Genomic DNA, 23,193 nt, shown 5'->3' on the forward strand with positions numbered 1-23,193 from the left:
ATATTAAAGATTTGTACCCTTATTTGCTTAAAATTTACACCTGTTTCCGCGTCGTTTATGTCAATTTTGAAGATGACTAAAAACTAGTAATATGACATCAAGAAGATCTTTTTTAAGGAATATGGCGATGGGTGCAGGTGTTGCAGCAGCAGCTCCATTGGCAAGTTGTAACACGCGTTCAAACGAGAAAGAAGCTGTTGCGTATATACGCGAGAATGCTGAGCGTGTACCAAAGATGGAATTCAATATGTGTGGATATGCCGCACCAAAGCTAGATAAAGTACGCGTAGGTTTTGTTGGTATAGGTGATAGAGGTATTGGTGCAGTTGATCGTATGGGTTTCATCGAGGGAGTTGAAGTAACTGCTCTTTGCGATACGCGTCAGGCGGCTATTGATGGAGCTCAGGCTTCATTGGCTAAAGCGGGGTTGCCAAAGGCGAAAGAATTTACAGGTAGCGATATGGCTTTTAAAGCGTTATGCGATAGTGGCCTGGTTGATTTGGTATATATTGCTACGCCATGGGAATGGCACGTGCCTGTTGCCCTGGCTGCAATGCGCGGTGGTAGTCACGCTGCTGTGGAGGTGTCCACGGCTAAAACCATGGACGAGTGCTGGGAAATGGTGGAAGTATCGGAGCAAACCAAAAAACACTGTGTGATTTTGGAGAACTGTTGCTACGATTTCTTCGAACTGTTGACATTGAATATGGCTCGTCAGGGTGCTTTTGGTGATTTGGTGCATGGCGAAGGAGCTTATATTCACGATTTGGATTACTGGCACTTTAACAAGCCACAAGATGATAAACCACGTGGTGATGGTGCTTACGACAAGCTATGGCGTTTACACGAGAATACTCGCAAAGCCAATGTGTATCCAACGCATGGTTTAGGACCTATTTGTCAGGCCATGGATATTAACCGTGGTGATAGAATGGATTACCTGACAGCTATGATGTCGGATGATTTCACGTTAAAGCACCGTATCAAAGAGTTGGCTCCAGACAGACCTGATTTGCAGCAGTTCATTGGTAAAGAAATGCGTGGTAACATGGATATGCAGATGATTCGAACGGTAAAAGGTCGTACCATCATGATTCAGCACGATATCAGTTCTCCTCGTCCTTATTCACGTATTCATATGCTGAGTGGTACCAAGTGTTTTGCACAAAAATGGCCGTTGCAGCACATTGCTTTTGGACATAGCAAGGCCGATGATGCCAAGATGAAAGAGCTACAGGAAAAATATACACCTGAAATTGTAAGGCGTATTGGAGAGATGGCCAAGCAGGTAGGTGGTCATGGAGGTATGGACTTTATGATGGACTGGCGTTTAATCGACTGCTTGCGTAATGGTCTGCCAATGGATATGGATGTATACGATGCTGCAGCCTGGAGTTGTATCACACCATTAAGTGAATGGTCTATTTTAAATGGTTCGAAGCCTATTGATATTCCTGACTTTACACGTGGTAAGTGGAAAACAAACAAACCTGTTGAATTAACACTGAAAGGTGGTGGTACAACAGGAGTAAGAAACCTGAAGAAGGCAGATTCTAATAATCAGTTGTCTGTTTAAACTTCAATCTGTCAGAAATTGCGATTTTTGACCATCTGTACTTATATTAGGATGATGCAGTTATGCGTCATCCTAATTTCTATCGATTTTCAATAACCCATCCAGATAAATCTATGAAAACATTTACCTACTTATTAAGTGTTGTGGTAATGATGGCCCTTGTGGCATGCTCATCAGATACTCCGCAACCACAACCAGAACCTGAAAAACCTGAAGAACCAGTCAGCTATAATTACACATCTTCGGCTAAATACAATTTGAATGTAGTTTATTTTGTTCCTAATGATATTAGTGAACGCCAGGAGTGGCATCGCCGTTTAAGTGAAATTCTTTTACATGGACAGGATTTTATATTGAAACATATGAAGGCCTATGGATTTGGCAACAAAACCGTTCATTTGAAAGTAGATGAGGAGCAGGCACGTGTTAAAATAACCCTTGTTAACGGTAAGTATGCCACTAGTCATTATCCATCCGAAGGAGGCGGCACAAAAATAATTGAGGAACTGGAGACCTATTTTGCTAGTCATCCTGATGAAAAAGACAGTGACCACACTTTGGTGTTAATGCCTGTAGATAACCCGGATCCGGGTCAAAGAGATATTCCTTACTACGGTTATGGACGCTATTGTTTTGCACTCGATTACAACGAAATGGATGTAGCTTATCTGAAAGATGAAGATGAACGCGGACAACGTGCTACAACATACATAGGTGGGCTTTTGCATGAGTTGGGCCATGCACTTAATTTACCTCATAATAAACAAACTGTATCAGCCGATAAGAATCCTGAACAAGGTACTGCTTTAATGGGAAGCGGAAACTATACCTACGGTAAGTATCCTACATATTTAACCAGGGCTAGCTGTGCTATATTAAATAACTGCCAGGTAGTCAGTACTGACGAATCCACTAATTTTTATTCAGAGGTATCATTAAAGGTTACTGATATACAGGCCAAATACGAAAACTCAGAATTGAAGGTCTCAGGTAGTATTGAATGTGATGTGCCTGTTAATCAAGTGTGCTTTTATAATGACCCGGCTACAGATAATGCCGATTATGACGCAGTGAGCTGGAGTGTGGCAATGGATGAAGGCAATACCTTTAGTGTTAGTATGCCTGTTAATGAGCTTTTTCAGCGTGGAAACACGCCATATGTTTTGCGTTTGCGCTTCTGTCATCAGAATGGAGCTATTTCTACCTATTCATACACTTACACATTTAAGGACGACAATCTGCTTATTGAGTTTGGCGATAAGGATTACCTCGACAGGCAAGGGTGGAGCATAGTCGATTTCAGTTCTGAAGAAGCAGGCGAACAGGCGACTAATGTGCTTGATGGTGATCATTCTACTTTTTGGCACTCACGCTGGTCAACTAATGCAGCTTCGTACCCGCATTACTTAACCATTGATATGGGACAAAGTCAGACAATTAGCGGATTTACATTTGTGCAGCGCGACGGTATGCGCAAAGTAAAGGATATTGAAATATTGCTAAGTAATGATATGGAAAATTGGGAGAGTCAAGGAAGTTTTGTATTGAAGAACATTAATACAGCGCATCATATTGAACTGAATCAACCGGGTACTTATAGATATTTTAAAGTAATTGCAAAATCAGCCTTTGATGGTCAGCAGTTTGCTGCTATGGCTGAAATAATGTGTTTTTAATGACAATATAAACGTATGAAAACAATCTGTAGTTTTATTCTGATATTATTGACTGTAGTTTTTCTAAGCTGCAACGGTAGTAATACAAAACAAAAGCTGAAAACCGGCGAGGTGCCCGAAATGAGCGTTCGAGTGCCTGCAGGTGGCAATACCTGGGTGGTTGACAATCCCTTTAACGGCTCCAACTTTATTAGTGAAGATGGGATTAAAAGCTGGGACAATCCATCTGATAAATTTCGTATTTACTTTAAACTGCCCAAAGCCGGGGAGTTGCATGTTGGCCTGAATGCCAAAACAGAAGGTGGTTTGTCAGTAATTAAGTGCACCGTTAATGGTACAACAAAAGAGGCTGAGGTACAGAGTGATGCATTAACAACGCATTTTGTGGGCACTTTCAGCATTGATGAACCTGGCTATCATTTTGTGGAACTCGAAGGCATTTCCAAAGATGCAGGTGTTTTTGCAGAGGTAAAAGACGTGTTACTTGGGGGGGAAGCCACAGTGGGTAAAATGTACTTTGTCAATGAAGAATACTACTGGGGACGTCGTGGCCCATCAGTGCACTTAAGCTATAAAGTGCCTGAAGCCGCATCTGATATTGAATATTTCTATAACGAAATAACAGTGCCTGAAGGAGAAGATGTGATTGGCTCTTACTATATGGCCAATGGTTTTGGCGAAGGTTATTTTGGAATTCAGGTAAATTCTGAAACCGAGCGTCGTGTGCTGTTCTCTGTTTGGAGCCCTTATCATACCGATGATCCAAGTTCTATTCCAGATGATGAGAAAATTATTCTTGTCAAAAAAGGAGAGGGTGTTACAACCGGCGAATTTGGCAACGAAGGTTCGGGTGGACAAAGCTATTTAAAGTATAACTGGATAACAGGTAATACCTATCAATTCTTGTTGAAGGGACAACCCCTCAACGACGGTTATACTCAATATTCAGCCTGGTTTAAAGGGCCTGAATTGGATGACTGGCGGTTGATTGCCAGCTTTAAGCGGCCAAAAACCCAAACCTGGCTAACTCATCAGTATTCATTCCTTGAGAATTTCCATACAGAAACTGGTGCGATTAGTCGTAAGGCTTTTTACAATAACCAGTGGGTGCGCGATACCAAAGGAAATTGGTACGAAATGACTGAAGCTAAGTTTACAGCCGATGCTACAGCGCGCAAAGAGTCGCGTATGGACTATGCAGGTGGTGTTGTAGAGGGTGTCTTCTTTATGCAAAACTGTGGTTTCTTTAACGAAACAACACCAATCGATAGTTATCACCAACGCGATGCTTTGGGCGTTCAGCCTGCTATTGATTTTGATAAGCTCCCATAGATTTTTTTTATTGCATACTAAAGGTGGATAATCCCTGGTTGACATTTTTGTTAATCGGGGATTTTCTATTTTGCTATTGCAGAGTAATCAGCGAAAGAAGTAATATAATTTAGTCACAATAAACCTTGGGTTGAACAACAATAAACTATTTTTACATGCGTTCTCAATGAAGGTTATTTAATAAAGTATATCAAATAATGAATCGCTTAGTTAATATCATTTTATTATCAGCGCTTTTTACCCAAGCCGCTTTTGCACAAGACAACACATTGTTAACTATAGGAGACAAGCAGTTTTCTGTTGATGAATTCAATTACATCTATGAGAAAAACAACACTTTGTCGCAAGAGCCTATTAGCAAAAAAGAATACATCGATCTCTTTGTAAATTATAAGCTAAAAGTGGAAGAAGCCATTGCTCAGGGCTACGATACAGTACCTTCATTCCAAAAAGAATTACAATACTATCGTGATGAGCTGGCAAAACCATATCTCAGCGATAAAAAGGCCATTGAAGGAGTCGTTGAAGAGGCTTATGAGCGCATGTGCTATGAAGTCGATGCCTCACATATTCTTATTAAGTTGCCGCCATCACCTACGCCCGAAGATACCCTCAAAGCCTACAACAAGATTATGGATGTTAAACAGCAACTAGGCAAGGGTGCTGACTTTGAGGAAATGGTACTGCGCTATTCTGAAGGACCATCGGCCAAGCAGAGTAATGGCCATTTAGGCTATTTTACGGCATTTATGATGGTCTACCCATTCGAAGAAGCTGCTTTTAATACGCCAGTGGGTGGGGTATCAGAAATTGTGCGAACGGCCTTTGGTTATCACCTTATAAAAGTACACGATAAACGAAAGAATAAAGGAGAAATACAGGTGGCTCATATTATGAAAGCATTCCCATATAAAGCCAGTGAAGCCATCCAAACGCAAGCCAAAATTGCCATTGATTCTATTTATCGGAAGCTGCAAAACGGTGAATCATTTAATGCCCTCGTAGCAGAATATTCAGATGATAAACAAACAGTACCTAATAATGGTAAGTTACCATGGTTTACTACAGGCCGCATGGTGCCTGAGTTTAGCGAGGCAGCTTTTGCCCTTACCGAAAACGGGCAAATAGCTCCGCCTGTTAAGACACAGTTTGGCTGGCACATTATAAAGCGTCTGGACAGTCGGCCAGTAAAGCCTTTGGAAGAATGCCGCGATGACATAATGCAGAAAATAAAGCAGGATGAGCGGTCGTTGGCAGGGCAAAAAGCTACAGTCGCCCGATTAAAGAATGAGTATCAGTTTACGATTGATGCCAAGGGCTATAAGCAACTAAAGGCTTTTGTAATCAATAAGAGCAAAACAGAAGGATGGGTGGATGCACTGGAAGCCAATGATTGGTTGGTGGCGTCCTATGCCGGAGGTCAAATTTCATCGGCCGACTTTGCCAAAGAAATGGCTGCTCATCGTATGTCTGAGCAAGGTGTGAGCGGGGAGTTATTTACCAACCTTTGGAACAGTTATACTGATAAAGTGATGATAGCTGTAGAGAAAAACAACCTGGAAAAAAAATATCCTGAGTTTAAATACCTGATGGGTGAGTACCATGATGGCCTGTTAATCTTTGAAATCAGCCAGAGTGAAGTCTGGAACAAAGCGTCAAACGATAGTGTGGGGCTGGCTGCATTCTATGAGGCACACAAAGACAGCTATGTGCAGGAGGAGCATTTTGATGGGCGTATCATCTATTGCAAGACGAAAGCAGGTTATAAGCAGCTTAAAAAATTAGCAAAGAAAGGAGAGGTGCAGATAGATTCCCTTGCGCCATCGTTGCGTGAAGAGTTGCTGGTGAAACAAGGCCCGTTTTACAAAGGCGATGAGGCCCAGTTGGATAAGCAGATGTGGAAAGTGAAGACGTCCGTTATTAATACCGATTATCCGTACTTGCTAAGCGATGGTCACTTGGTTTCTAAAAGGATTCAGCCAATGGAAGAAATACGTGGACGTGTAATTTCTGATTATCAGGAACAATTGGAGCAGCAATGGATAGAGTCGCTTCAACAAAAATACAATCCAAAGGTCAACACTTTTGTTTTTGACTAGACAATGATATACTTTAGCCATAACATTTTCTTTTAACACAGATAGAAATGAATGGAAAGTACTCTGCAGCCGGCCTGACAGCTGTTTTATTAGTGTTGGTAATGGCCGCCTGCAACAAATCAGGTAGTTCAATTAATGATGATCCTTTGGTACGTATTAACGAAAAGGTACTGACTAAAGGCATGATTTACCAGGCAATACCCAATAGCCTGTCGAAAGATGACAGTACCATATTTGCCCAAGATTATATTAACCGGTGGATTCGTTCGGAGTTGCTGATTAGTAAAGCAGAACTTAACCTGACACCGGAAGAGAAGGATGTGGCTCAGCTGCTGGAAGAGTACCGCCGTTCGCTTTTAATTCATCAATACCAGCAAAAACTGCTAGAGCAAAAGTACAGTCCGCTGATTACTTCATCCGAAATCAGGAATTACTACAGCGATATGGAGGATAACTTCAAGCTGGCTGATCCGATTATCAAAGGCGTGTTTGTGATTGTGCCTCAGTCGGCTCCCAATATCAATAGTTTAAACGAGCTGTATCGGTCCGATGATTCAGAAGACCTGGTTAAGCTGGAAGCCTACTGTTTTCAGAATGCTAAAAAGTACGAGGTGTTTCTCGACCACTGGTTGGTGATAGATGATATCAATAAGTTTCTACCCGAACCCATTAGCCGGGTGGAACGTTTTCTGAGAAACAATACTTACTACCATACAACCGATTCGTTATATCAGTATTTCCTGTCGATTAAAGAGTATAAACTAAACAATGAGCTGGCACCTATAGAGTTTGTTGAAGGAAAAATAAAGGCCATCTTACTCAATAAGAAACGACTGGAGTTTATTAAGCAATTGGAATCGGACTTGTATGAGGAGGCCTTGAAGAATAAGAGCATTACCTTCTATTAACAGAACCTGTTGAAGGGCTAAAAACTTATTAACTATTGGTAATAGCAGCAAAAAATTATGTAGGTTTGCAATTGCCTTTTCAGATGCCCATGTTAATTGGAGAGATAATAGTGTCCGGCACCTGAAAACAGATTATTACGAAAAAGATTTTACAAACTACCGAACATGAAGAAATTCATTAAGATAAGCACGTTTATTTTATCAATATTCTTTTCAATCCAAACCCTTCAGGCACAAACTAATGTAATTGATGAAGTAATTGCTGTTGTTGGTGATAATGCTATTCTTAAATCGGATATAGAGCACCAGTATGAGCAGGCTTTAGTGGAAGGAGCCAATTATGCAGGCGACCTTAAATGTCACCTTTTCGAGCAGGCACTGATTAGTAAATTGCTGCTCAACCAGGCCAAACTAGATAGTATTGAGGTGGGAGAAAACGAGGTGGTTAACCAGGTTGACCAGCGTATTAACTACTTTATTCAGCAGATTGGAGATAAAGAAAAACTGGAAGAATATTTTAATAAGTCATTGCTGCAAATTAAGCGCGACCAAATGGAAATGGTGCGTACACAAATGCTGACCCAACGTATGCAGCAGGAAATCACCAAAGAGATTAAAGTAACACCGGCTGATATCAGGGGCTACTACCGCAACCTGCCCAAAGATAGTCTGCCCATGGTACCTACTCAATTTGAGTTGCAGCAGATTGTGTTGCACCCAAAGGTGGACCAGAAGGAGATTGACCGGGTGAAGGCGCTGTTGCGTGACTTCCAGAAGCAGGTGAATGAAGGACGTGATTTTGCAACCTTGGCAGTGTTATATTCTGAAGATAAAGGTTCGGCCACACGTGGTGGTGAATTGGGCTGGATGCCCCGTTCGGGGCTGGTACCTGAGTTTGCCAGTGTAGCTTTTAACCTGCAGGACAAAAAGAAAGTATCGAAAATTGTAGAAACGGAATTTGGTTTCCATATTATTCAGCTGATCGATCGTAAAGGGGAGCGCATTAACTGTCGCCATATTTTGATTAAGCCCAAGGTAAATCAAACAGCGCGCGAAGAAGCGAATGCAACACTGGATACTATCAGAGGTTTAATTACTGATGAAACCATGTCGTTTGAAGAAGCTGCTCTGCGCTTCTCAATGGACAAGGACTCAAGAACCAGTGGCGGCCAGATGGTTAACCCACAAACAGGAACATCGAAATTTGAGATAGCGCAAATACCGGTAGAGATTAATAAGCAATTACAAAACCTGAAGGAAGGGGAAGTTTCCCCATCATTCTTTATGCTGGATGAGCGTAAAGGACAGGAAACCTACAGGCTGATTAAACTCAAGCGTAAGTCGGAACCGCACAAGGCTAATTTGAAAGAGGATTACCAGCTACTGCAGTCGATGCTGGAAAACAGTATGCGACAGGAAACGCTGGATAAATGGATTAAAACCAAGCAGCAGGAAACCTATATTACGGTTGATAAGAATTGGGTGAATTGCGACTTTGAATATGATAATTGGGTAAAGGAATAAGTACTCGATTCGTTAAAATATAACTCCGGTATTATAAACAATACCGGAGTTTTTTTATCCCTTATGCCGTAGAGTGTATAAAAACAGTACAGATTTTCATGGCTGCAAATAAAAAATGCTTACATTTGAATTATTGCAACAGTTGAGGTGTGAAACGAGTAACCTATAAGTATAGAAACTCCCATTTAGAAGCTTATTTTTGGTTAATCGCCCTTGTTTCACTAGCGTTTTCCTCACCTGACAAGGCAACGCATTACACGTTATGTATTTTCAAGAATCTTGGTTTTGATTTTTGTCCGGGCTGTGGCTTAGGTCATGGTATCGCTTATTTATTTCACGGGCAGCTATTGGAATCATGGCAGGCACATCCACTGGCTTTGCTGGCTGTTGTGATATTGCTTGTTCGATCGATTAATATTTTAAGAAAGGATATAAAATTCACCATAAAAGAATAGACACTATGAATAAAATTTACACCTTATTACCAGAAGTTGAAGGGGAAGAGGCTATCTTCCTGGATTCCCTGTTAAAAGATTTGAATGAGGAACAAGCGCAAAACTTTATCCTTATTTACAGGGGACGACGTAAAGACCCGCAGACCATACTATTGACAGCTTTGTTGGGATTCTTTGGTTTTGCCGGTATCCATCGCTTTTTTATTAATCATATCGGCATGGGTATTTTGTATTTCTTTACGGCTGGCCTTTGTTTTATCGGTACCATTGTTGATTTAGTTAACCACAAAAACCTCGCGTTTGAGTATAATCAGCAGGTGGCACGCGAAATCAAAATATTAATCAATTGATAGCATCCACCATAAGTTGTGCATAACTGATGGGATAGTGTTTACTACCAAAGCTCCGGATTATCGGAGCTTTTTTTTATTTGATACGGCTTAGCCTGTAAATGCTCTTCAGGGAATGGTATTAATAAGGATGTCAGGGCATCTTTGTCCTTGAGTTGTAACCAATCCTCTTCCTTTCCATCGGGTAATATAAGCGGCATGCGCGGCTCTTTGGCCTTGGGATTATTATGAATGTGAGCCATTAGTTCGTTGGCTTGTGTGGTAACAATGGTGCAGGTGTGGTGGCTTTGCCCATTGTCGGGATTAATCCATTGACTCCATAAGCCGGCCAGCAGCATTGCTTCGTTGTCTTGCCTGGCAATGTAATAGGGAATGGTTGTATTATCTCTATGATGGTATTCATAAAAGCCAGCAACCGGAATAAGACATCGCCAGCTATGAGCAGCATCCTTAAATGAAGGCTTCTCAAATATGCTCTCTCCACGTGCATTCAGTGTCTTATTCCAAATGTCATGAGCTTGCGCCGTGTTGCGAATCCAGTGAGGAATCAGTCCCCACTGTGAGAGGATGGGATGATAGGGTTCTTTATTCGTGTAGATAATAATTTTAGGATGCGAAAAGCCTGATGCTTTTTCCAAATCATTAAAGTCTTTCAGCTCTTCTTCATAGCGTCTGATGTCCTCAGCGATGCCATAGTGCCTGGCCCTTTTCAGGGCCTTCTCAATAAGGTATTTGGCTGTGTAACACATATTAGATGCTTTGTTTTACAACAGCCTCGTCCATAAATTTGTTGTGGGGCTAATGTGGTTATATCAGCTACTTTAATCAGAACAACACCCACACATAACAACCTGCCAGTCATCAAACATGTGGGTTGTATGGTTGTATAACCCGGTGCTAGAATAGAATTCGCCTAAAAACAGACAATGTTCAATTTTAGGCATAGCTGCGCAGTTGCGTTGTGAATAGTTCTAACACCATCTTTACTGGCCTTGTACTCTATGTAATAGCTATTCATGGCCAGGCATTAGCTGATAACGCAAACGCGTTTTAATCCTCTCAGATTGGTGACTTTAATGGTTTCCTTATTCATCTCGATGAGGCCTTCGCGCATAAAGTCGTTCAACGAGCGACTTACCGACTCTTTCGATGTGCCAATCCAGCTGGCCATATCAGTGCGCGATATACGAACCGGAAAATCATTGCCTTCTTCTACCTCAAACAATTCCAGTTGCTGAACCAGTATGTTGGCCGCCCGCGCTCTAACGGTTTTCTGGCTCATGTTCATAATAGAAATGCAGGTTTCTTTCATCTCCAAACAGGCTTTCTGAAGCATCGTAAAAGCCAGATTGCTGTCTGTTTTAAAGGCTTCCTGCAGGTTGTATTCCGAAAGTTCACACAATACCGAGTTGACCATGCATTCACAACCCGTTACTTCAGGTTCGTTGGTAAATTGCGAATAGTAGCCTACAATTTCTCCTTCGCGCACCATGCGTATGATTTGCTTAGTGCCTTTGGCACCCACGCTAAAAAGCTTGACCATGCCTTTTTTTACCAAATAGGCGGTTTTAGCTTTGCTGTTAACGTCATAAACGACTTCACCGGTCCGGTACATTGAACACTTGTCAAATGAAGTGAATACCTGCCTGTCTGGTTTCATTGTTCTTTCCATTTGGCTTCATTTGTGGTTGTACAATTATCAGGTATAAAACGGTGGCCCTTGTTATTTATTGTTGCATAACATCGCTTATACCTGCTGTAATTGTATAGACACCTGTAATGTTAAAATGGGTGACAGGTTAATCAAAAAATGGCCGGAAAACTGGAGATTCTGCGGCTTGTTAAGTGTTTATCTGATTGGAGGAATGTGTGTTGTGTGGATTATTCAATAGTCACTCTCAGTGCTTCGACGAGGTCTTTATGCTTTTCAGAAGTGTCTCTGAATGCTTCAGGGGTGCCTCCAGACTTTTCAGGGATATCTCCGAATGATTCAGCAACATCTTAAAGCTCTTTTGAGGTGCTTCCGAATGATTTAGCGATGTATCCAAGTTCCTTGGAGGGGACTCTGAATGATTCAGCAGTGTCTTCAAATGATTCGGCGATATCTCTGAGGCATTTGGAGATATCGCCGAACAATTTATTTTATGCATTTTTCATGCTGAGCTGAATACGTTTTCGAACCCGATCCACTTCCATCACTTTTACTTTTACCTGCTGCTGCAGCTTAACCACCTCGTTGGGGTCACTGATGTAGCGGTCGGCCATCTGTGAGATATGCACCAGGCCATCCTGCTTGACGCCAATATCAACAAAAGCGCCAAAATTAGTGATGTTGGTCACTAGTCCAGGCAACACCATGCCTTCGTATAAATCATCGATGGAATAGATGCCTTCTGCAAACTCAAAGGCTTTGATTTCGCTGCGCGGATCGCGTCCGGGTTTATCCAGCTCTTTCATGATGTCGGTAAGTGTGGGCAGCCCAATAGTATCACTCACATAGTTCTGCAGCTTAATTTTATCGCGTAGCGCCTTGTCTTTCACCAGGTCATCGACCTTACAGCCCAGGTCTGCCGCCATCTGTTTCACTACTTTATAGGCTTCGGGGTGAACGGCTGTATTATCGAGAGGGTTCTTAGCATTCTGAATCCTCAGGAAGCCAGCTGCCTGTTCAAAGGCTTTGGCACCCAATCTTGGTACCTTCTTCAGCTTATCGCGCGAGTCAAAGGCACCGTTTTCGGCTCTGAAATCAACAATGTTTTGTGCCAACTGCGGACCTAATCCTGATACATAAGTGAGCAGGTGTTTACTGGCTGTGTTCAGATTTACACCAACCGAGTTAACACACGACTCCACCACTGTGTCCAGTGATTTCTTCAATTGCGTCTGGTCCACATCGTGCTGGTATTGGCCAACACCTATTGATTTAGGATCAATCTTAACCAACTCGGCCAAAGGGTCCATCAGTCGGCGGCCTATGGAAACGGCTCCACGCACAGTAACATCATAATCAGGAAACTCCTCGCGTGCCACTTTGCCTGCTGAATACACCGAGGCGCCATCTTCACTCACAACAAATATCTGTACCGATTGCTTCAGACGTAATCCTTTGGCAAAAGCCTCTGTTTCGCGCGAGGCCGTACCGTTACCTATGGCAATTGCTTCTATCTGATACTTGTCAATCAATGCAGTAATGGTTTGTGCCGATTTCGGATAGTCGTTCTGTGGCGGGTGCGGATAGATGGTGGCATTATCCAGCAGGTTACCTTGTGCATCGAGGCACACCACCTTACAGCCTGTCCGATAACCGGGATCGAGTGCCAGTACTCGTTTTTGCCCCAGTGGTGAAGCTAACAACAGCTGACGCAGGTTCTCTGAGAAGACGCGGATGGCTTCTGTATCTGATTTTTCAGTAAATAGTCGTGTGAATTCAGTTTCTATAGAAGGCGCTAAAAGGCGCTTATAGGCGTCGGCCACTGCATCGGCTACTTGTTCTGATGCGCTGGTATTGCCCTTTACAAAGAAACGATCGAGGCGTTGGATGCTATTTTCAGCATCTGGTGCTATCGTTAGTTTTAAGAAACCTTCCTTCTCGCCACGGCGCATAGCCATAAAACGGTGCGAAGGACAGCGTTTCAGAGGTTCGTTCCAATCAAAATAGTCCTTGTACTTAAGGCCTTCCTCTTCTTTGCCTTTCACTACTTTGGAGCAGATGGTGGCTTCTTTATCAAATACCGAACGTACAATCTCACGAGCCACCTGATGCTCATTTACCCATTCGGCGATAATGTCGCGGGCACCCTGAAGTGCTTCATCCACATCTGCTACTTCGTCGTTGACAAAGCTGGCAGCTCGTGCTTCGATGTCACGTTCATATTGCTTCATCACAATTTTTGCCAGAGGCTCCAGTCCTTTTTCTTTGGCTTTCACGGCTCTGGTTTTGCGCTTGGGCTTATATGGCAGGTATATGTCTTCCAGTTCGGTGGCATTATAACATGATTTAATTTTAGCTTCCAGTTCTGGTGTTAAAACGTCCTGTTCATCCATCGATTTCAGGATGGTTTCTTTACGTTTTTCCAGTTCCTGCAGCTTTTCATATCTCTCCTTAATGGCACCCACCTGTAGTTCATCCAAACTACCTGTCATTTCTTTGCGGTAGCGACTGATGAAGGGAATAGTTGCTCCTTCGTCAAGCAGTGTAACAGTGTTTTCAACGCCTTTAAGTGGCAGGCTTAGTTCCTTTGCTATTAGCTGAGTTAATTGCATATAATCAGATGACAGTATAATATGAGTAATTATCCGCTGGTATATAATTTATAGAGCCAGTAAAGCTTATTCGCCCTGCCTGGGTTTTTTGCCGGGTTTCTTTTTGTAATTATTCCGTTTGTTACCCGATGGTTTTCCTTTGCCACCTTTGCCTCTTCGGCGACCCTTTAATAGTTCTTCAGGATTATAAACAGGTGCTTCGCCCAGCTCCGGATTAAGCGGAATCTTGTAGATATTCGTTTCAATCAGGCGCTCAATCTTATGAAACTCCAGAATCTCTTTGTCGTTAATCAGTGTAATGGCCACTCCTTGTGTTTGAGCCCTGGCTGTTCGCCCTACACGGTGCACGTAATCCTCTGCATCGCGGGGTACATCAAAGTTAATAACCAGATCAATTTTTTCGATGTCAATACCTCGGGCAATAATATCGGTAGCCACTAATATCTGGATGTTGCGATTTTTAAACTCACGGAGTACATTTTCGCGTTCAGCCTGTTCTAGGTCTGAGCTGATGGCCTCTGCATTAAAGCCATTGCTTTTAAGTGAGCGTGCTATCTCCTTCACTTTTTGTTTGGTAGAAGAGAAGATGATGATGCTGGGTAAGTCTTTGTCCTTAAGCAGGGTGTTGAGCAGTGGAATCTTTTGCGTGTCATATACCATATAGGCGGCCTGTAGGATGCCTTCAGCTGGTTTGCTGATGGAGATATTCACTTCATCAGGCTCAACCAGAATATTTTTGGCCAGCTCCCTGATTTTTGGCGGCATGGTAGCCGAAAACATCAGTGTTTGCCTTTCTTTGGGTAAATATTTAACCACTTGCATAATGTCATCGAAAAAGCCCATGTCGAGCATACGGTCGGCTTCATCCAGAATGAGGTGCTGCAGCGTATCCATTTTTACATAGCCCATGGTTAAATGCTGAATCAGTCTGCCTGGCGTGGCAATCACAATATCAGCACCAGTGGTCAGGGCATTTTTTTGCCGGTTCCATTCACCCGAATCATTACCGCCATATATGGCTGTTGATGATATGTCCAGAAAGTAGCCAAATCCTTCCATCTGCTGATCAATCTGGATGGCCAGTTCGCGTGTTGGAACCAGAATGAGGGCATTTATTTTGTTATGGCCGTTGCGTACCAACTTATCCAGTACAGGTAGGAGGTAGGCAGCCGTTTTTCCGGTTCCTGTTTGAGCGCAGGCAATCAGGTCTTTGCCATCTTTGATAACCGGGATGGTTTGTTCCTGCACCGGTGTTGCTTTTTCAAAACGCATGGCGTTCAGTCCGTCAAGCAACTCTTCCGAAAATCCAAATTCTTTAAATTCCAATGTATTCGCTTTACAATAATACTATTCTACATATACAACCAGTCCTTTTAGATATTCTCCTTCGGGATGGTAAATGTCAACCGGGTGATCAGCCGGCTGAGTCAGTTGCTGCAGTATTCTAACCTTTCGACCGGCTCGGGCTGCTGCCGAAAACACCATCGTTCTGAACTGCTCTTTGGTGATAACCTGTGAGCAGGAGAAGGTAAAGAGGATACCGCCCGGACGTATTTGCTCAAGTGCCTTCGCGTTTAGTCGACGATAGCCCTGCAGGGCGTTTTTAACCACATTGATGTGCTTGGCAAATGCCGGAGGATCTAATATGATTAGATCGTATTTGTTTTTGATTTTGTTGAGATACTTAAAGGCATCCACCGCAAAAGCTTCGTGTCGTTTATCGCCCGGGAAGTTAAGTTCAACGTTATCGTTGGTGATTTGTATGGCACGCTCGGAGCTGTCAACTGAGTGAACCACCTTTGCGCCACCACGCATGGCGTAAAAAGAAAACCCACCAGTATAACAAAACATGTTTAAAACTTCACGGTTGCTGCTGTAATGCTCTATCAGCGAGCGGTTATCGCGCTGGTCGACAAAAAAACCGGTTTTCTGGCCGCGTTCCCAATCAACTTTAAATTTTAAGCCGTTTTCAAGTGCAATCTTCTCTGAACTTTTACCATATATATAGCCATTAACAGGTTCTACATCGGCTTTATAAGGCATGGTGCCTTCTGATTTATTAAAGACAGATTTAAGTCTGTCACCCAGCACTTCCTGCAGAGCTTTTGCAATCAGGTCTTTTACCAGGTACATGCCAACGGTGTGCATTTGCACCACTGCCGTTCCGTTGTAAAAATCGATAATAAGACCGGGCAAATAATCACCTTCACCATGCACTAATCTAAACGCATTGGTATTAGCATTATCGGCCAGTCCAACGGCACACCTTAAGTCAAAAGCCTTCTGAATTCTGTTTTTCCAAAAGTCGTAATCAATTACTTCCTGATTAAAACTTAGTATTCTGACGGCTATTGAGCCAATTATATAATGTCCGATAGCCAGGAAATTATCCTCACTATCTAATACTTCAACAATATCTCCTTCTGTTAATTCAGGTCCTTTTACGCCTTTTACAGCTCCTGAAAATACCCAGGGGTGAAAACGACTTAAGCTTTGCTCTTTACCTTGTTTAAGAACTAATTGTGGACGTTCAGTCATCGGTGCTAAAATTATTATATGGTTTGCGCCTGTGCGTGCGGAAACTCTTCCTGTAGTTTATTTAATAGTTCAATGGCCACCCAGGCATCGGTGGCCGCATAAAGGATTTGACCTTCGGATAAATGAGGTGCCTCCCAGTTAGAAAGGCGCTGACGCTTGCTTACTCTGAAATTAAGAACCAGTCCCGCCAGTTTTTTAAGGCTGGTATCTTCAATGCCTACACCTTTCACATGGTCCTGAATTTCGATGAATCCAGCTTGTTTAAAAGGCACTAATCTGTTTAAGCCTCTAATGTCATCTCTGATGCCAACACCTACTTTTTTTATCTGTGGGTTTGATAAAAGGCGCACGAGTGATGGGTGAAATCCTGTTTTGTTTAAACGAAACAGATAGGCTTTTTCATTGGTTGCCAGCTGCAGCAGAGCTACCTGGTTCACTTTCCCTTTCTGAAAAGAGGGTTTGGTTTCTGTATCGAATCCTATTGTATCGTGTTTTTCAAGCTCTTTTACAAGTTCTTCGATGATATTGATGTCTTCAATGACATCAACACGGCCTTCAAAGTGCTTTAAAGGTAATTGATTAAGTTCTTCTTTTGTAATGGTTTTCTCCATTTATCTTAGTTGGCTTTATTATAGTAATGGGGGCAGTTCGTCACTATCATCCTGCCAGTCTTGTTGCATCCGGTTGTACCAGTTATCTTTTTGTTGATTGCTCTGGAAGGTATCTTCACCCTCTTCCTCATCCAGTGCCTCATCTCCATATTGTATGGCATGTAAGGCTCTGAGTGTATTGACCATTTTTTGTCCCCAGTACAATTGAAAGTTCTCAACGACTTCCGCCAGTGCATCATTCATTATTTCGGTCACCCCTAATCGATAGGCCGAAATAAAGTCTTTAATATCCTGGTAAATGTCAGTCAGATCTTCGGCAATGAAAGAAATAACCGGGGTATCACTGCGTTGCATTTCAGGGGTAAAAACTTCCAGGTAATCATTAAAGCGGCCCAGTTTAGTAGTTAAGGCATCTAATACATTGGTGTAAGTCATTTCATCCACTGTTTTTTCAATGCTCTCTTCCAGTTCACTTTCCACCTTAGGTAATACCGTCGCTTTAAGATATAGAAGTGGTATAATACGCGTGGCTACTGTTACAAATTGTTGCCTGTTGTATTCATCTGTTGATTCCAAAAAGGCACAATATTCCTTGGCTACAGTAACAAATTCAATAACATTTTTAGAGTAAACGATGTGCTCAAATGCTTCTTCCATACTTAGTAATCACCCTTATGTTGAGACAATGTAGATATGATAAGTGGCAAAAGTAACAAAAATTAGCGACTATATCCGGCGTGTTGAGATATTAACATCACACGGCTTGTGAAAGGCAATGACAGTAGGTTACACAGGGTGTTCTGGCTGATCGATTATCTTTGAAGCTGCAGCCGCATCAGCTCTTGAATGTAAAGAGTTGGGGAAAAATATTATTTTTGCACAGAAGTGTTGAGAAGCTGTATATGCAACGCAACATTTTTTTGCATTAATAATGACAGATGAATAAGGAAACAATAAGTTTAGGAGTGTTGTATAATAATCTGATTGGTAGGTTGAAAGGTTTGGTGGTGAGTCCGCAAAAGGAGTGGAGTGATATCTTCTCAGAGCGTAAAGCTATCAACGAGGTGCTTGCGCAATTCAGTTTTCCCTTGTTAGGGCTATATACTCTCAGCACTTTTATTGGTTACTTATTATCTCATCAGGGACTCGATTTTGGTTCGGCGGTTAAGGAGGCTGTGTTTACTTTCTCATCCAGTTTTTTCGGACTTTATGTAAGCTATTTTTTATTGGTTAAGGTAGGTGTCCTTTTAGGGCAGGAGATTGGGAAAGAAAAAGCTTTTCAGTTGATTGCCTACGCATCAGCTATTACATACCTTACCGGTAGTATTATAGCTTTAGTTCCTGAAACCATTGTTGTTGCGAGTATTGTCAATCTGTATATTATATACCTGGTGTGGCTGGCCTGCAGAGTGTTATCAACTTTGTCGCAGGATGCCCGAATCTGGCTAACCATCATCGCAAGTATCTTCATTCTTGCTGTACCCGTATTAATAAGCCGATTGTTTGTTTTCATCAGTAACCTTACAGTATGAGTCTGCCCACATCACGCATCAATATAAGAAATAAAAGAGCCACGTTTGATTATGAATTGATCGAACGCTTTAGTGCTGGTATACAGTTGGCAGGTACAGAAATAAAGTCCATCAGACTTGGTAAAGCCAGTTTGGTTGATTCTTACTGCTACTTTGTTAAAGGCGAGCTATGGCTCAAAGGTATGCGTGTGTCCGAATATTTCTACGGAACCTTTAATAATCATCAACCTGAACGTGAAAGAAAATTGTTGCTAAAAAAGAAAGAGTTGCAGAAATTGGAGCGTAAAACCAAAGAATCTGGTTTAACCATTGTGCCAATTAAACTCTTTTTCAATGACAGAGGCTTTGTGAAAATTGAAATTGCATTGGCCAAAGGTAAAAAGCAACACGATAAGCGTGAAACACTTAAAATGAAAGACGCAGGCAGGGAGATGGATAGGGCTAGAAAAAAGTTCTAAAAATCAACATCTGTCACGCAACCCCTTCTAAATTAATTCATCTATCAGGTGAATTTAATTTCTATGAAAGAATGGGGTTGATGCCACTGCTGCGACAATTTATTATTCAGTTTAGGTGTTTAATTAGAATCATCTTTAATGCTAAATTGGTAATTAATTGTTGTGAATAATCTCAATGACATAATTAAGGGATGTCAGAAGAACAAGGCTGCTGCTCAAAGGCAATTGTATCAGGCATATGCTGCAAAAATGTTTGCGGTATGCTTGCGCTATTGCAAGGATAAAACAGAGGCCGAAGATTGTTTGCAGGAAGGTTTTATTAAGGTATTCAACAACATAGATAAGTACGGATTTAAAGGCTCGTTTGAAGGATGGGTGCGTCGTATAATGGTTAATACGGTTATTGAGATGTTTCGAAAAAAGCAGCCTGAGCTGTTGGTTGATGAATTTCCTGTTCTGACCGATGGTGAAGATGAAGAAGTTTATGATGCGTCGTTTACGCATGATGAATTAATGGCTATGGTGCAGGAGTTACCGCCAAAGTATAAGTTGGTGTTCAATTTATATGTGCTTGAAGGATTTTCGCATGCCGAGATTGCTCAAACAGCGGGTATTTCTGTAGGAACGTCAAAATCAAACCTGGCACGAGCCCGCCAGTGGCTTAAAAAGAGTGTTGAAAACAGATTGTTGGAGAAAAAACAGGCCGTATGTTAAGGGAAGGCAAAAATATAGATGCTATTTTTAAAGAAGGGCTATCTGCACATGAGGTGGTACCTGAAGTATATGTATGGGATTCTCTTGAGAAATCGCTTGCTAGTCAACGCAAACAACGGAAGGTATTGGTTATCTGGCGTAGTTTGGCTGCTGCCTGTATTGCCGGGTTTATTGCACTTTCAATTGGCTGGCTTTTCAGGGTGAGTGAACCATTGACTAGTTCTGAGGTGCAAGTGGTTGAAAAAGATAATATTGAGAATGAAATACCTTTGCAGGCTACAGGATTTACTGAGCGAGTTGTCGATAATAAGACTAATGTTGAGGATGTAAAGAGGGAACCTGCCTCTTTAATAGAGAGCAATTTACCACAGCCTAAGGAGGTAACTGTTGCAGTGAATGAAAAGAAGGCCGTTGCTACTGCAGATGTATTGGATTATTTATCGCCCAATTCATCTCTTCAGGTAACAGAGAGTTATGATATTGACAGGCGGCTTCATAACAGACAAGAAAAAGTCTATTATCCGATATATGCGTATAATTCCACACCAGTATCTGAAAAGAAAAAGGCTACGGTAAGCGTAGGCGGTTTGCTCTCGCCAGCTTATAATTCAAAAGTGAGCTATGGAGCTCCTGCCAGAAATGTTCTTAAATCCGGAAGTTCAGTTAATGAGAGTGGTATTAACTCGTTAGGGGGAGGTTTGCAGGTGAGGGTTAATACAGGTTCGCGCTGGAGCTTCGAAACAGGTATATTATACTCGCAGGTAGGGCAGTCTGTAAAAAATGCACAATCGACCACATTTGCAAATGTGCGCGAGGGGGTCATAAGTCCAAATACTGCAACGGCTAATTCACTTGGAGAGATTGTGATTAACAAAGCCAGTGAAGATTTTAGTAGAGCACAAGCGTATGCCAACGATATTGAGTCAGCAGTTTTAAATTACGACAATTCATACAATTCAGTTAAGCAAACACTTGATTACATTGAGGTGCCTTTAATGGCCCGTTATGCCTTATTTAATAGTTTTCCCTATTTGTCAGTGTCAGGCGGTTTTAGTTCAAATTTTTTAGTGAATAACAGTGCTTATGCGGTTAGTGGCAGTTCTAAAGAGAAAATAGGAGAGACGAGCGATATTAAGCCATTTGTAATTAGTAGTTCTCTGGGAGTAGGTGTTGATGTGCCTATCACAAAAACTATCCGTTTGAGTTTAGAACCCAGATTCAAATATTTTCTTAATTCAGTCAGCTCTAATGAGCTCAATAGCTTTCAGCCGTATTCCTTTGGTGTGTACGGAGGCCTCACTTTTGTAGTGAATTAGGCTATTTTAGTGATTCGAGCATAGAAAAGTACACTCCCCTTTGTTTCAGCAGTTCATCGGGGGCACCAACTTCTGCAATGCCTGAATTTTCCATCACAACCACTATGTCGGCCAGTTTGATGGTAGATAGGCGGTGGCTGACAATGATGGCTGTTTTATTTCTCGTGATTTCTTTAAAGTGGGCAATAAGCTTTGCTTCGGTAAAGGCATCCAGTGAGCTGGTTGGTTCATCTAATATAATAATCTGTGCGTCGGTATTGTAAAATGAACGTGCCAGCGCGGTGCGTTGCCATTCACCTCGACTGAGCATTTGACTGCCTTTAAAGAGGGTGCCCAGGGTGGTGTCAAAACCTTCGGGCAGATTCGAAAATAATTCATGTATCCCTGCTTTCTGGGCTGCTTCTTGTATGATTCCGTTTTCATCTTTGCGTCGCATATTACCAAAGCGGATATTATTGGCGGCGCTTACATTGTACAGCATAAAGTCCTGAAAGATGACCGATATATTTTTAGAAATCTCTGATGATGCTATATGATGCCAATTGATATTGTCAACCGTTATTTGTCCTTCGTTTGGTTGATGCAGGCCGGCAAGCAATTTAACCAGTGAAGTTTTGCCACAGCCATTGCGGCCAACCAGAGCTACTGTTTTACCTTTAGGAATCGTCAGGCTAATATTTTTCAGCACCCACTTGTTGGTGTTGGGGTATTTGAAGCTGACATTTTTAATTTCAATAGTAGTTTTAATGGGGTTAGGAAAAAGTTGATTAGCAATGGATTTTTCAATGCTGATATTATTAAACTCAATGAAGTTTTGAAGAAATAGGTTGTCTTCGTAAAGTGAACTAAGGCTGCTTAACAGTCCCTGAAGTACCGCATAGGCACGTTGCAGGGCCAGAAAGTACATGGCCATTGAACCGCTGCTAATATGTCCTTCTACTGTTTGTTGCACAACGTAGCCAATTATTAACAACAAAATAATTGTTGCCAAAACCTGCACTGCTACTTCATACAGGGTTTTGGATTTGGAAAGCGTCCACTGCTTATCCCGTAAATCGTGTTTGAAATACTCATATTCGCGCTTGAAGGTTTCTCCCAGATTAAATACGCGAAGTTCTTTAGCGAAGTCTTTGGCTGTTAGTAGTCTGTTGAAGTAATGAACGCGTCTTTCGTCTTCGGTGTGCTGTTTTCTGTATTGGTAAATCTTGCGTGTATGGGCTATTCTGAAGTAAAAGATGGGAGCGCCAGAAATGATTAAAACAGGTATCATGGCCCAATGGATATTGCTCAGTATAATTAGTATCAGCAACAGTGTCAAGCTGTTTTGTGCCAGCTGTAAAATACCATAGAAAACCCTGGCGGGTCTGAAGTTGGCATCATTCAATGCTCTGTAAAAAGTATCCTGATAATTGGCATCTTCAAAATACTTGTAGTCAATGTTAATCGTTTTTTTATGGATGATGTTTTGAACGTAATCATTTACAAAATGGCTCTGGCGTTCTCTTACCAGGCTACTTACCGAACCGCTTATGGCATTGAGTAAAAAGAAAAGCGCAGTAGCGCCAATAATGTAATAGAGGTGCTGGGGATTATTATTGATGGTGTTGATGTGATTGGTGACTACATCAATCAGTTCTTTTACAACATAGAGCAAAAGCAAGGGAATGCAACCTCTTATTATTGTTATAATGGTATTGATGAGTGTCCATTTAGGAGAACTCCTATAGACAATGCGTAATGATTCAAGTAGATGATTAATTGATAGTTTGTTGACTCTTTTCATTCAACACAGGTGGTTTATATTACTTCCATGTAAATATAGGATCTTTTATTGTTGGAAT

20 protein-coding genes are annotated in these 23,193 nt (G+C 41.8%); 12 read left to right on the forward strand and 8 right to left on the reverse strand.

The window, feature by feature from the left end; genetic code table 11:
- The first annotated feature begins 91 nt into the window (after window positions 1-91).
- The 8 genes from KDU71_RS11950 to KDU71_RS11985 all read left to right on the forward strand — a co-directional run bounded on the left by KDU71_RS11950 (window position 92) and on the right by KDU71_RS11985 (window position 9,920).
- A complete protein-coding gene (locus KDU71_RS11950; RefSeq protein ID WP_212191223.1) occupies window positions 92-1,576 on the forward strand; it encodes a Gfo/Idh/MocA family protein in 1,485 nt (494 codons plus the stop codon).
- Between the two features lie 113 nt (window positions 1,577-1,689).
- The gene (locus KDU71_RS11955) at window positions 1,690-3,252 is read left to right on the forward strand and encodes a discoidin domain-containing protein (protein WP_212191225.1); all 1,563 of its coding nucleotides are present in this window, start codon (window positions 1,690-1,692) and stop codon (window positions 3,250-3,252) included.
- 15 nt (window positions 3,253-3,267) lie between these two features.
- A complete protein-coding gene (locus tag KDU71_RS11960; RefSeq protein WP_212191227.1) occupies window positions 3,268-4,584 on the forward strand; it encodes a DUF3472 domain-containing protein in 1,317 nt (438 codons plus the stop codon).
- 197 nt (window positions 4,585-4,781) lie between these two features.
- Window positions 4,782-6,683: a peptidylprolyl isomerase gene (locus KDU71_RS11965; protein ID WP_212191229.1), complete on the forward strand. Its 1,902-nt coding sequence runs from the start codon at window positions 4,782-4,784 to the stop codon at window positions 6,681-6,683.
- Window positions 6,684-6,730: 47 nt separating this feature from the next.
- Window positions 6,731-7,591, forward strand: a complete 861-nt coding sequence (locus tag KDU71_RS11970; protein WP_212191236.1) for a hypothetical protein — start codon at window positions 6,731-6,733, stop codon at window positions 7,589-7,591.
- A 165-nt stretch (window positions 7,592-7,756) separates the two neighbouring features.
- On the forward strand, window positions 7,757-9,115 hold the full coding sequence (locus KDU71_RS11975) for a peptidylprolyl isomerase (protein WP_212191238.1): 1,359 nt from the start codon (window positions 7,757-7,759) through the stop codon (window positions 9,113-9,115).
- Window positions 9,116-9,264: 149 nt separating this feature from the next.
- Window positions 9,265-9,570, forward strand: a complete 306-nt coding sequence (locus KDU71_RS23295; RefSeq protein WP_212191240.1) for a DUF2752 domain-containing protein — start codon at window positions 9,265-9,267, stop codon at window positions 9,568-9,570.
- 5 nt (window positions 9,571-9,575) lie between these two features.
- Window positions 9,576-9,920: a TM2 domain-containing protein gene (locus KDU71_RS11985; protein ID WP_212191242.1), complete on the forward strand. Its 345-nt coding sequence runs from the start codon at window positions 9,576-9,578 to the stop codon at window positions 9,918-9,920.
- Between the two features lie 44 nt (window positions 9,921-9,964).
- On the opposite strand, the gene KDU71_RS11990 is transcribed toward KDU71_RS11985, so the two are convergent.
- The 7 genes from KDU71_RS11990 to KDU71_RS12020 all read right to left on the reverse strand — a co-directional run bounded on the left by KDU71_RS11990 (window position 9,965) and on the right by KDU71_RS12020 (window position 17,989).
- Complete coding sequence (locus tag KDU71_RS11990; RefSeq protein ID WP_212191244.1) at window positions 9,965-10,669, reverse strand: SOS response-associated peptidase; 705 nt, start codon at window positions 10,667-10,669, stop codon at window positions 9,965-9,967.
- A gap of 278 nt (window positions 10,670-10,947) precedes the next feature.
- Entirely contained in the window at window positions 10,948-11,592 is a 645-nt protein-coding gene (locus KDU71_RS11995) for a Crp/Fnr family transcriptional regulator (protein WP_212191246.1), read from the reverse strand.
- Window positions 11,593-12,062: 470 nt separating this feature from the next.
- Complete coding sequence (locus KDU71_RS12000) at window positions 12,063-14,183, reverse strand: Tex family protein (RefSeq protein WP_212191248.1); 2,121 nt, start codon at window positions 14,181-14,183, stop codon at window positions 12,063-12,065.
- Window positions 14,184-14,249: 66 nt separating this feature from the next.
- Entirely contained in the window at window positions 14,250-15,509 is a 1,260-nt protein-coding gene (locus KDU71_RS12005; RefSeq protein ID WP_212191250.1) for a DEAD/DEAH box helicase, read from the reverse strand.
- A 21-nt stretch (window positions 15,510-15,530) separates the two neighbouring features.
- Window positions 15,531-16,721, reverse strand: coding sequence for a class I SAM-dependent rRNA methyltransferase (locus tag KDU71_RS12010; protein ID WP_212191252.1), 1,191 nt, complete (start codon window positions 16,719-16,721; stop codon window positions 15,531-15,533).
- A 14-nt stretch (window positions 16,722-16,735) separates the two neighbouring features.
- The gene (locus KDU71_RS12015; protein WP_212191253.1) at window positions 16,736-17,332 is read right to left on the reverse strand and encodes a 3'-5' exonuclease; all 597 of its coding nucleotides are present in this window, start codon (window positions 17,330-17,332) and stop codon (window positions 16,736-16,738) included.
- 18 nt (window positions 17,333-17,350) lie between these two features.
- A complete protein-coding gene (locus tag KDU71_RS12020) occupies window positions 17,351-17,989 on the reverse strand; it encodes a DUF5063 domain-containing protein (protein ID WP_212191254.1) in 639 nt (212 codons plus the stop codon).
- Between the two features lie 281 nt (window positions 17,990-18,270).
- On the opposite strand from KDU71_RS12020, the gene KDU71_RS12025 reads away from it, so the two are divergent.
- The 4 genes from KDU71_RS12025 to KDU71_RS12040 all read left to right on the forward strand — a co-directional run bounded on the left by KDU71_RS12025 (window position 18,271) and on the right by KDU71_RS12040 (window position 21,352).
- Window positions 18,271-18,864, forward strand: a complete 594-nt coding sequence (locus KDU71_RS12025; RefSeq protein ID WP_212191256.1) for a Yip1 family protein — start codon at window positions 18,271-18,273, stop codon at window positions 18,862-18,864.
- Window positions 18,861-19,322, forward strand: coding sequence for an SsrA-binding protein SmpB (gene smpB / locus KDU71_RS12030; protein WP_244828449.1), 462 nt, complete (start codon window positions 18,861-18,863; stop codon window positions 19,320-19,322). The genes KDU71_RS12025 and smpB overlap by 4 nt, the downstream gene beginning before the upstream one ends.
- A 162-nt stretch (window positions 19,323-19,484) precedes the next feature.
- Window positions 19,485-20,036: an RNA polymerase sigma factor gene (locus KDU71_RS12035; RefSeq protein WP_317195166.1), complete on the forward strand. Its 552-nt coding sequence runs from the start codon at window positions 19,485-19,487 to the stop codon at window positions 20,034-20,036.
- Window positions 20,030-21,352 (forward strand): porin family protein, encoded by a 1,323-nt coding sequence (locus KDU71_RS12040; RefSeq protein ID WP_212191258.1) that lies wholly within the window; start codon window positions 20,030-20,032, stop codon window positions 21,350-21,352. Before KDU71_RS12035 ends, KDU71_RS12040 begins: the two co-directional genes overlap by 7 nt.
- Before the next feature lies 1 nt (window position 21,353).
- On the opposite strand, the gene KDU71_RS12045 is transcribed toward KDU71_RS12040, so the two are convergent.
- Window positions 21,354-23,135 (reverse strand): ABC transporter ATP-binding protein, encoded by a 1,782-nt coding sequence (locus KDU71_RS12045; RefSeq protein WP_212191260.1) that lies wholly within the window; start codon window positions 23,133-23,135, stop codon window positions 21,354-21,356.
- Window positions 23,136-23,193: the final 58 nt, after the last annotated feature.

It is taken from the genome of Carboxylicivirga sediminis, from assembly GCF_018156225.1.
Taxonomy (GTDB): domain Bacteria; phylum Bacteroidota; class Bacteroidia; order Bacteroidales; family Marinilabiliaceae; genus Carboxylicivirga; species Carboxylicivirga sediminis.

Bases quoted from the DNA above. Each gene is read 5' to 3' on its own strand.
- KDU71_RS12045 (WP_212191260.1), bottom strand. From the start codon at position 23,135: ATGAAAAGAGTCAACAAACTATCAATTAATCATCTACTTGAATCATTA.
- KDU71_RS11985 (WP_212191242.1), top strand. From the start codon at position 9,576: ATGAATAAAATTTACACCTTATTACCAGAAGTTGAAGGGGAAGAGGCT.
- KDU71_RS11960 (WP_212191227.1), top strand. From the start codon at position 3,268: ATGAAAACAATCTGTAGTTTTATTCTGATATTATTGACTGTAGTTTTT.
- KDU71_RS11970 (WP_212191236.1), top strand. From the start codon at position 6,731: ATGAATGGAAAGTACTCTGCAGCCGGCCTGACAGCTGTTTTATTAGTG.
- KDU71_RS12015 (WP_212191253.1), bottom strand. From the start codon at position 17,332: ATGGAGAAAACCATTACAAAAGAAGAACTTAATCAATTACCTTTAAAG.
- smpB (WP_244828449.1), top strand. From the start codon at position 18,861: ATGAGTCTGCCCACATCACGCATCAATATAAGAAATAAAAGAGCCACG.
- KDU71_RS12000 (WP_212191248.1), bottom strand. From the start codon at position 14,183: ATGCAATTAACTCAGCTAATAGCAAAGGAACTAAGCCTGCCACTTAAA.
- KDU71_RS11975 (WP_212191238.1), top strand. From the start codon at position 7,757: ATGAAGAAATTCATTAAGATAAGCACGTTTATTTTATCAATATTCTTT.
- KDU71_RS11950 (WP_212191223.1), top strand. From the start codon at position 92: ATGACATCAAGAAGATCTTTTTTAAGGAATATGGCGATGGGTGCAGGT.
- KDU71_RS11990 (WP_212191244.1), bottom strand. From the start codon at position 10,669: ATGTGTTACACAGCCAAATACCTTATTGAGAAGGCCCTGAAAAGGGCC.
- KDU71_RS12025 (WP_212191256.1), top strand. From the start codon at position 18,271: ATGAATAAGGAAACAATAAGTTTAGGAGTGTTGTATAATAATCTGATT.
- KDU71_RS11995 (WP_212191246.1), bottom strand. From the start codon at position 11,592: ATGGAAAGAACAATGAAACCAGACAGGCAGGTATTCACTTCATTTGAC.
- KDU71_RS12040 (WP_212191258.1), top strand. From the start codon at position 20,030: ATGTTAAGGGAAGGCAAAAATATAGATGCTATTTTTAAAGAAGGGCTA.
- KDU71_RS11955 (WP_212191225.1), top strand. From the start codon at position 1,690: ATGAAAACATTTACCTACTTATTAAGTGTTGTGGTAATGATGGCCCTT.
- KDU71_RS12010 (WP_212191252.1), bottom strand. From the start codon at position 16,721: ATGACTGAACGTCCACAATTAGTTCTTAAACAAGGTAAAGAGCAAAGC.
- KDU71_RS12020 (WP_212191254.1), bottom strand. From the start codon at position 17,989: ATGGAAGAAGCATTTGAGCACATCGTTTACTCTAAAAATGTTATTGAA.
- KDU71_RS11965 (WP_212191229.1), top strand. From the start codon at position 4,782: ATGAATCGCTTAGTTAATATCATTTTATTATCAGCGCTTTTTACCCAA.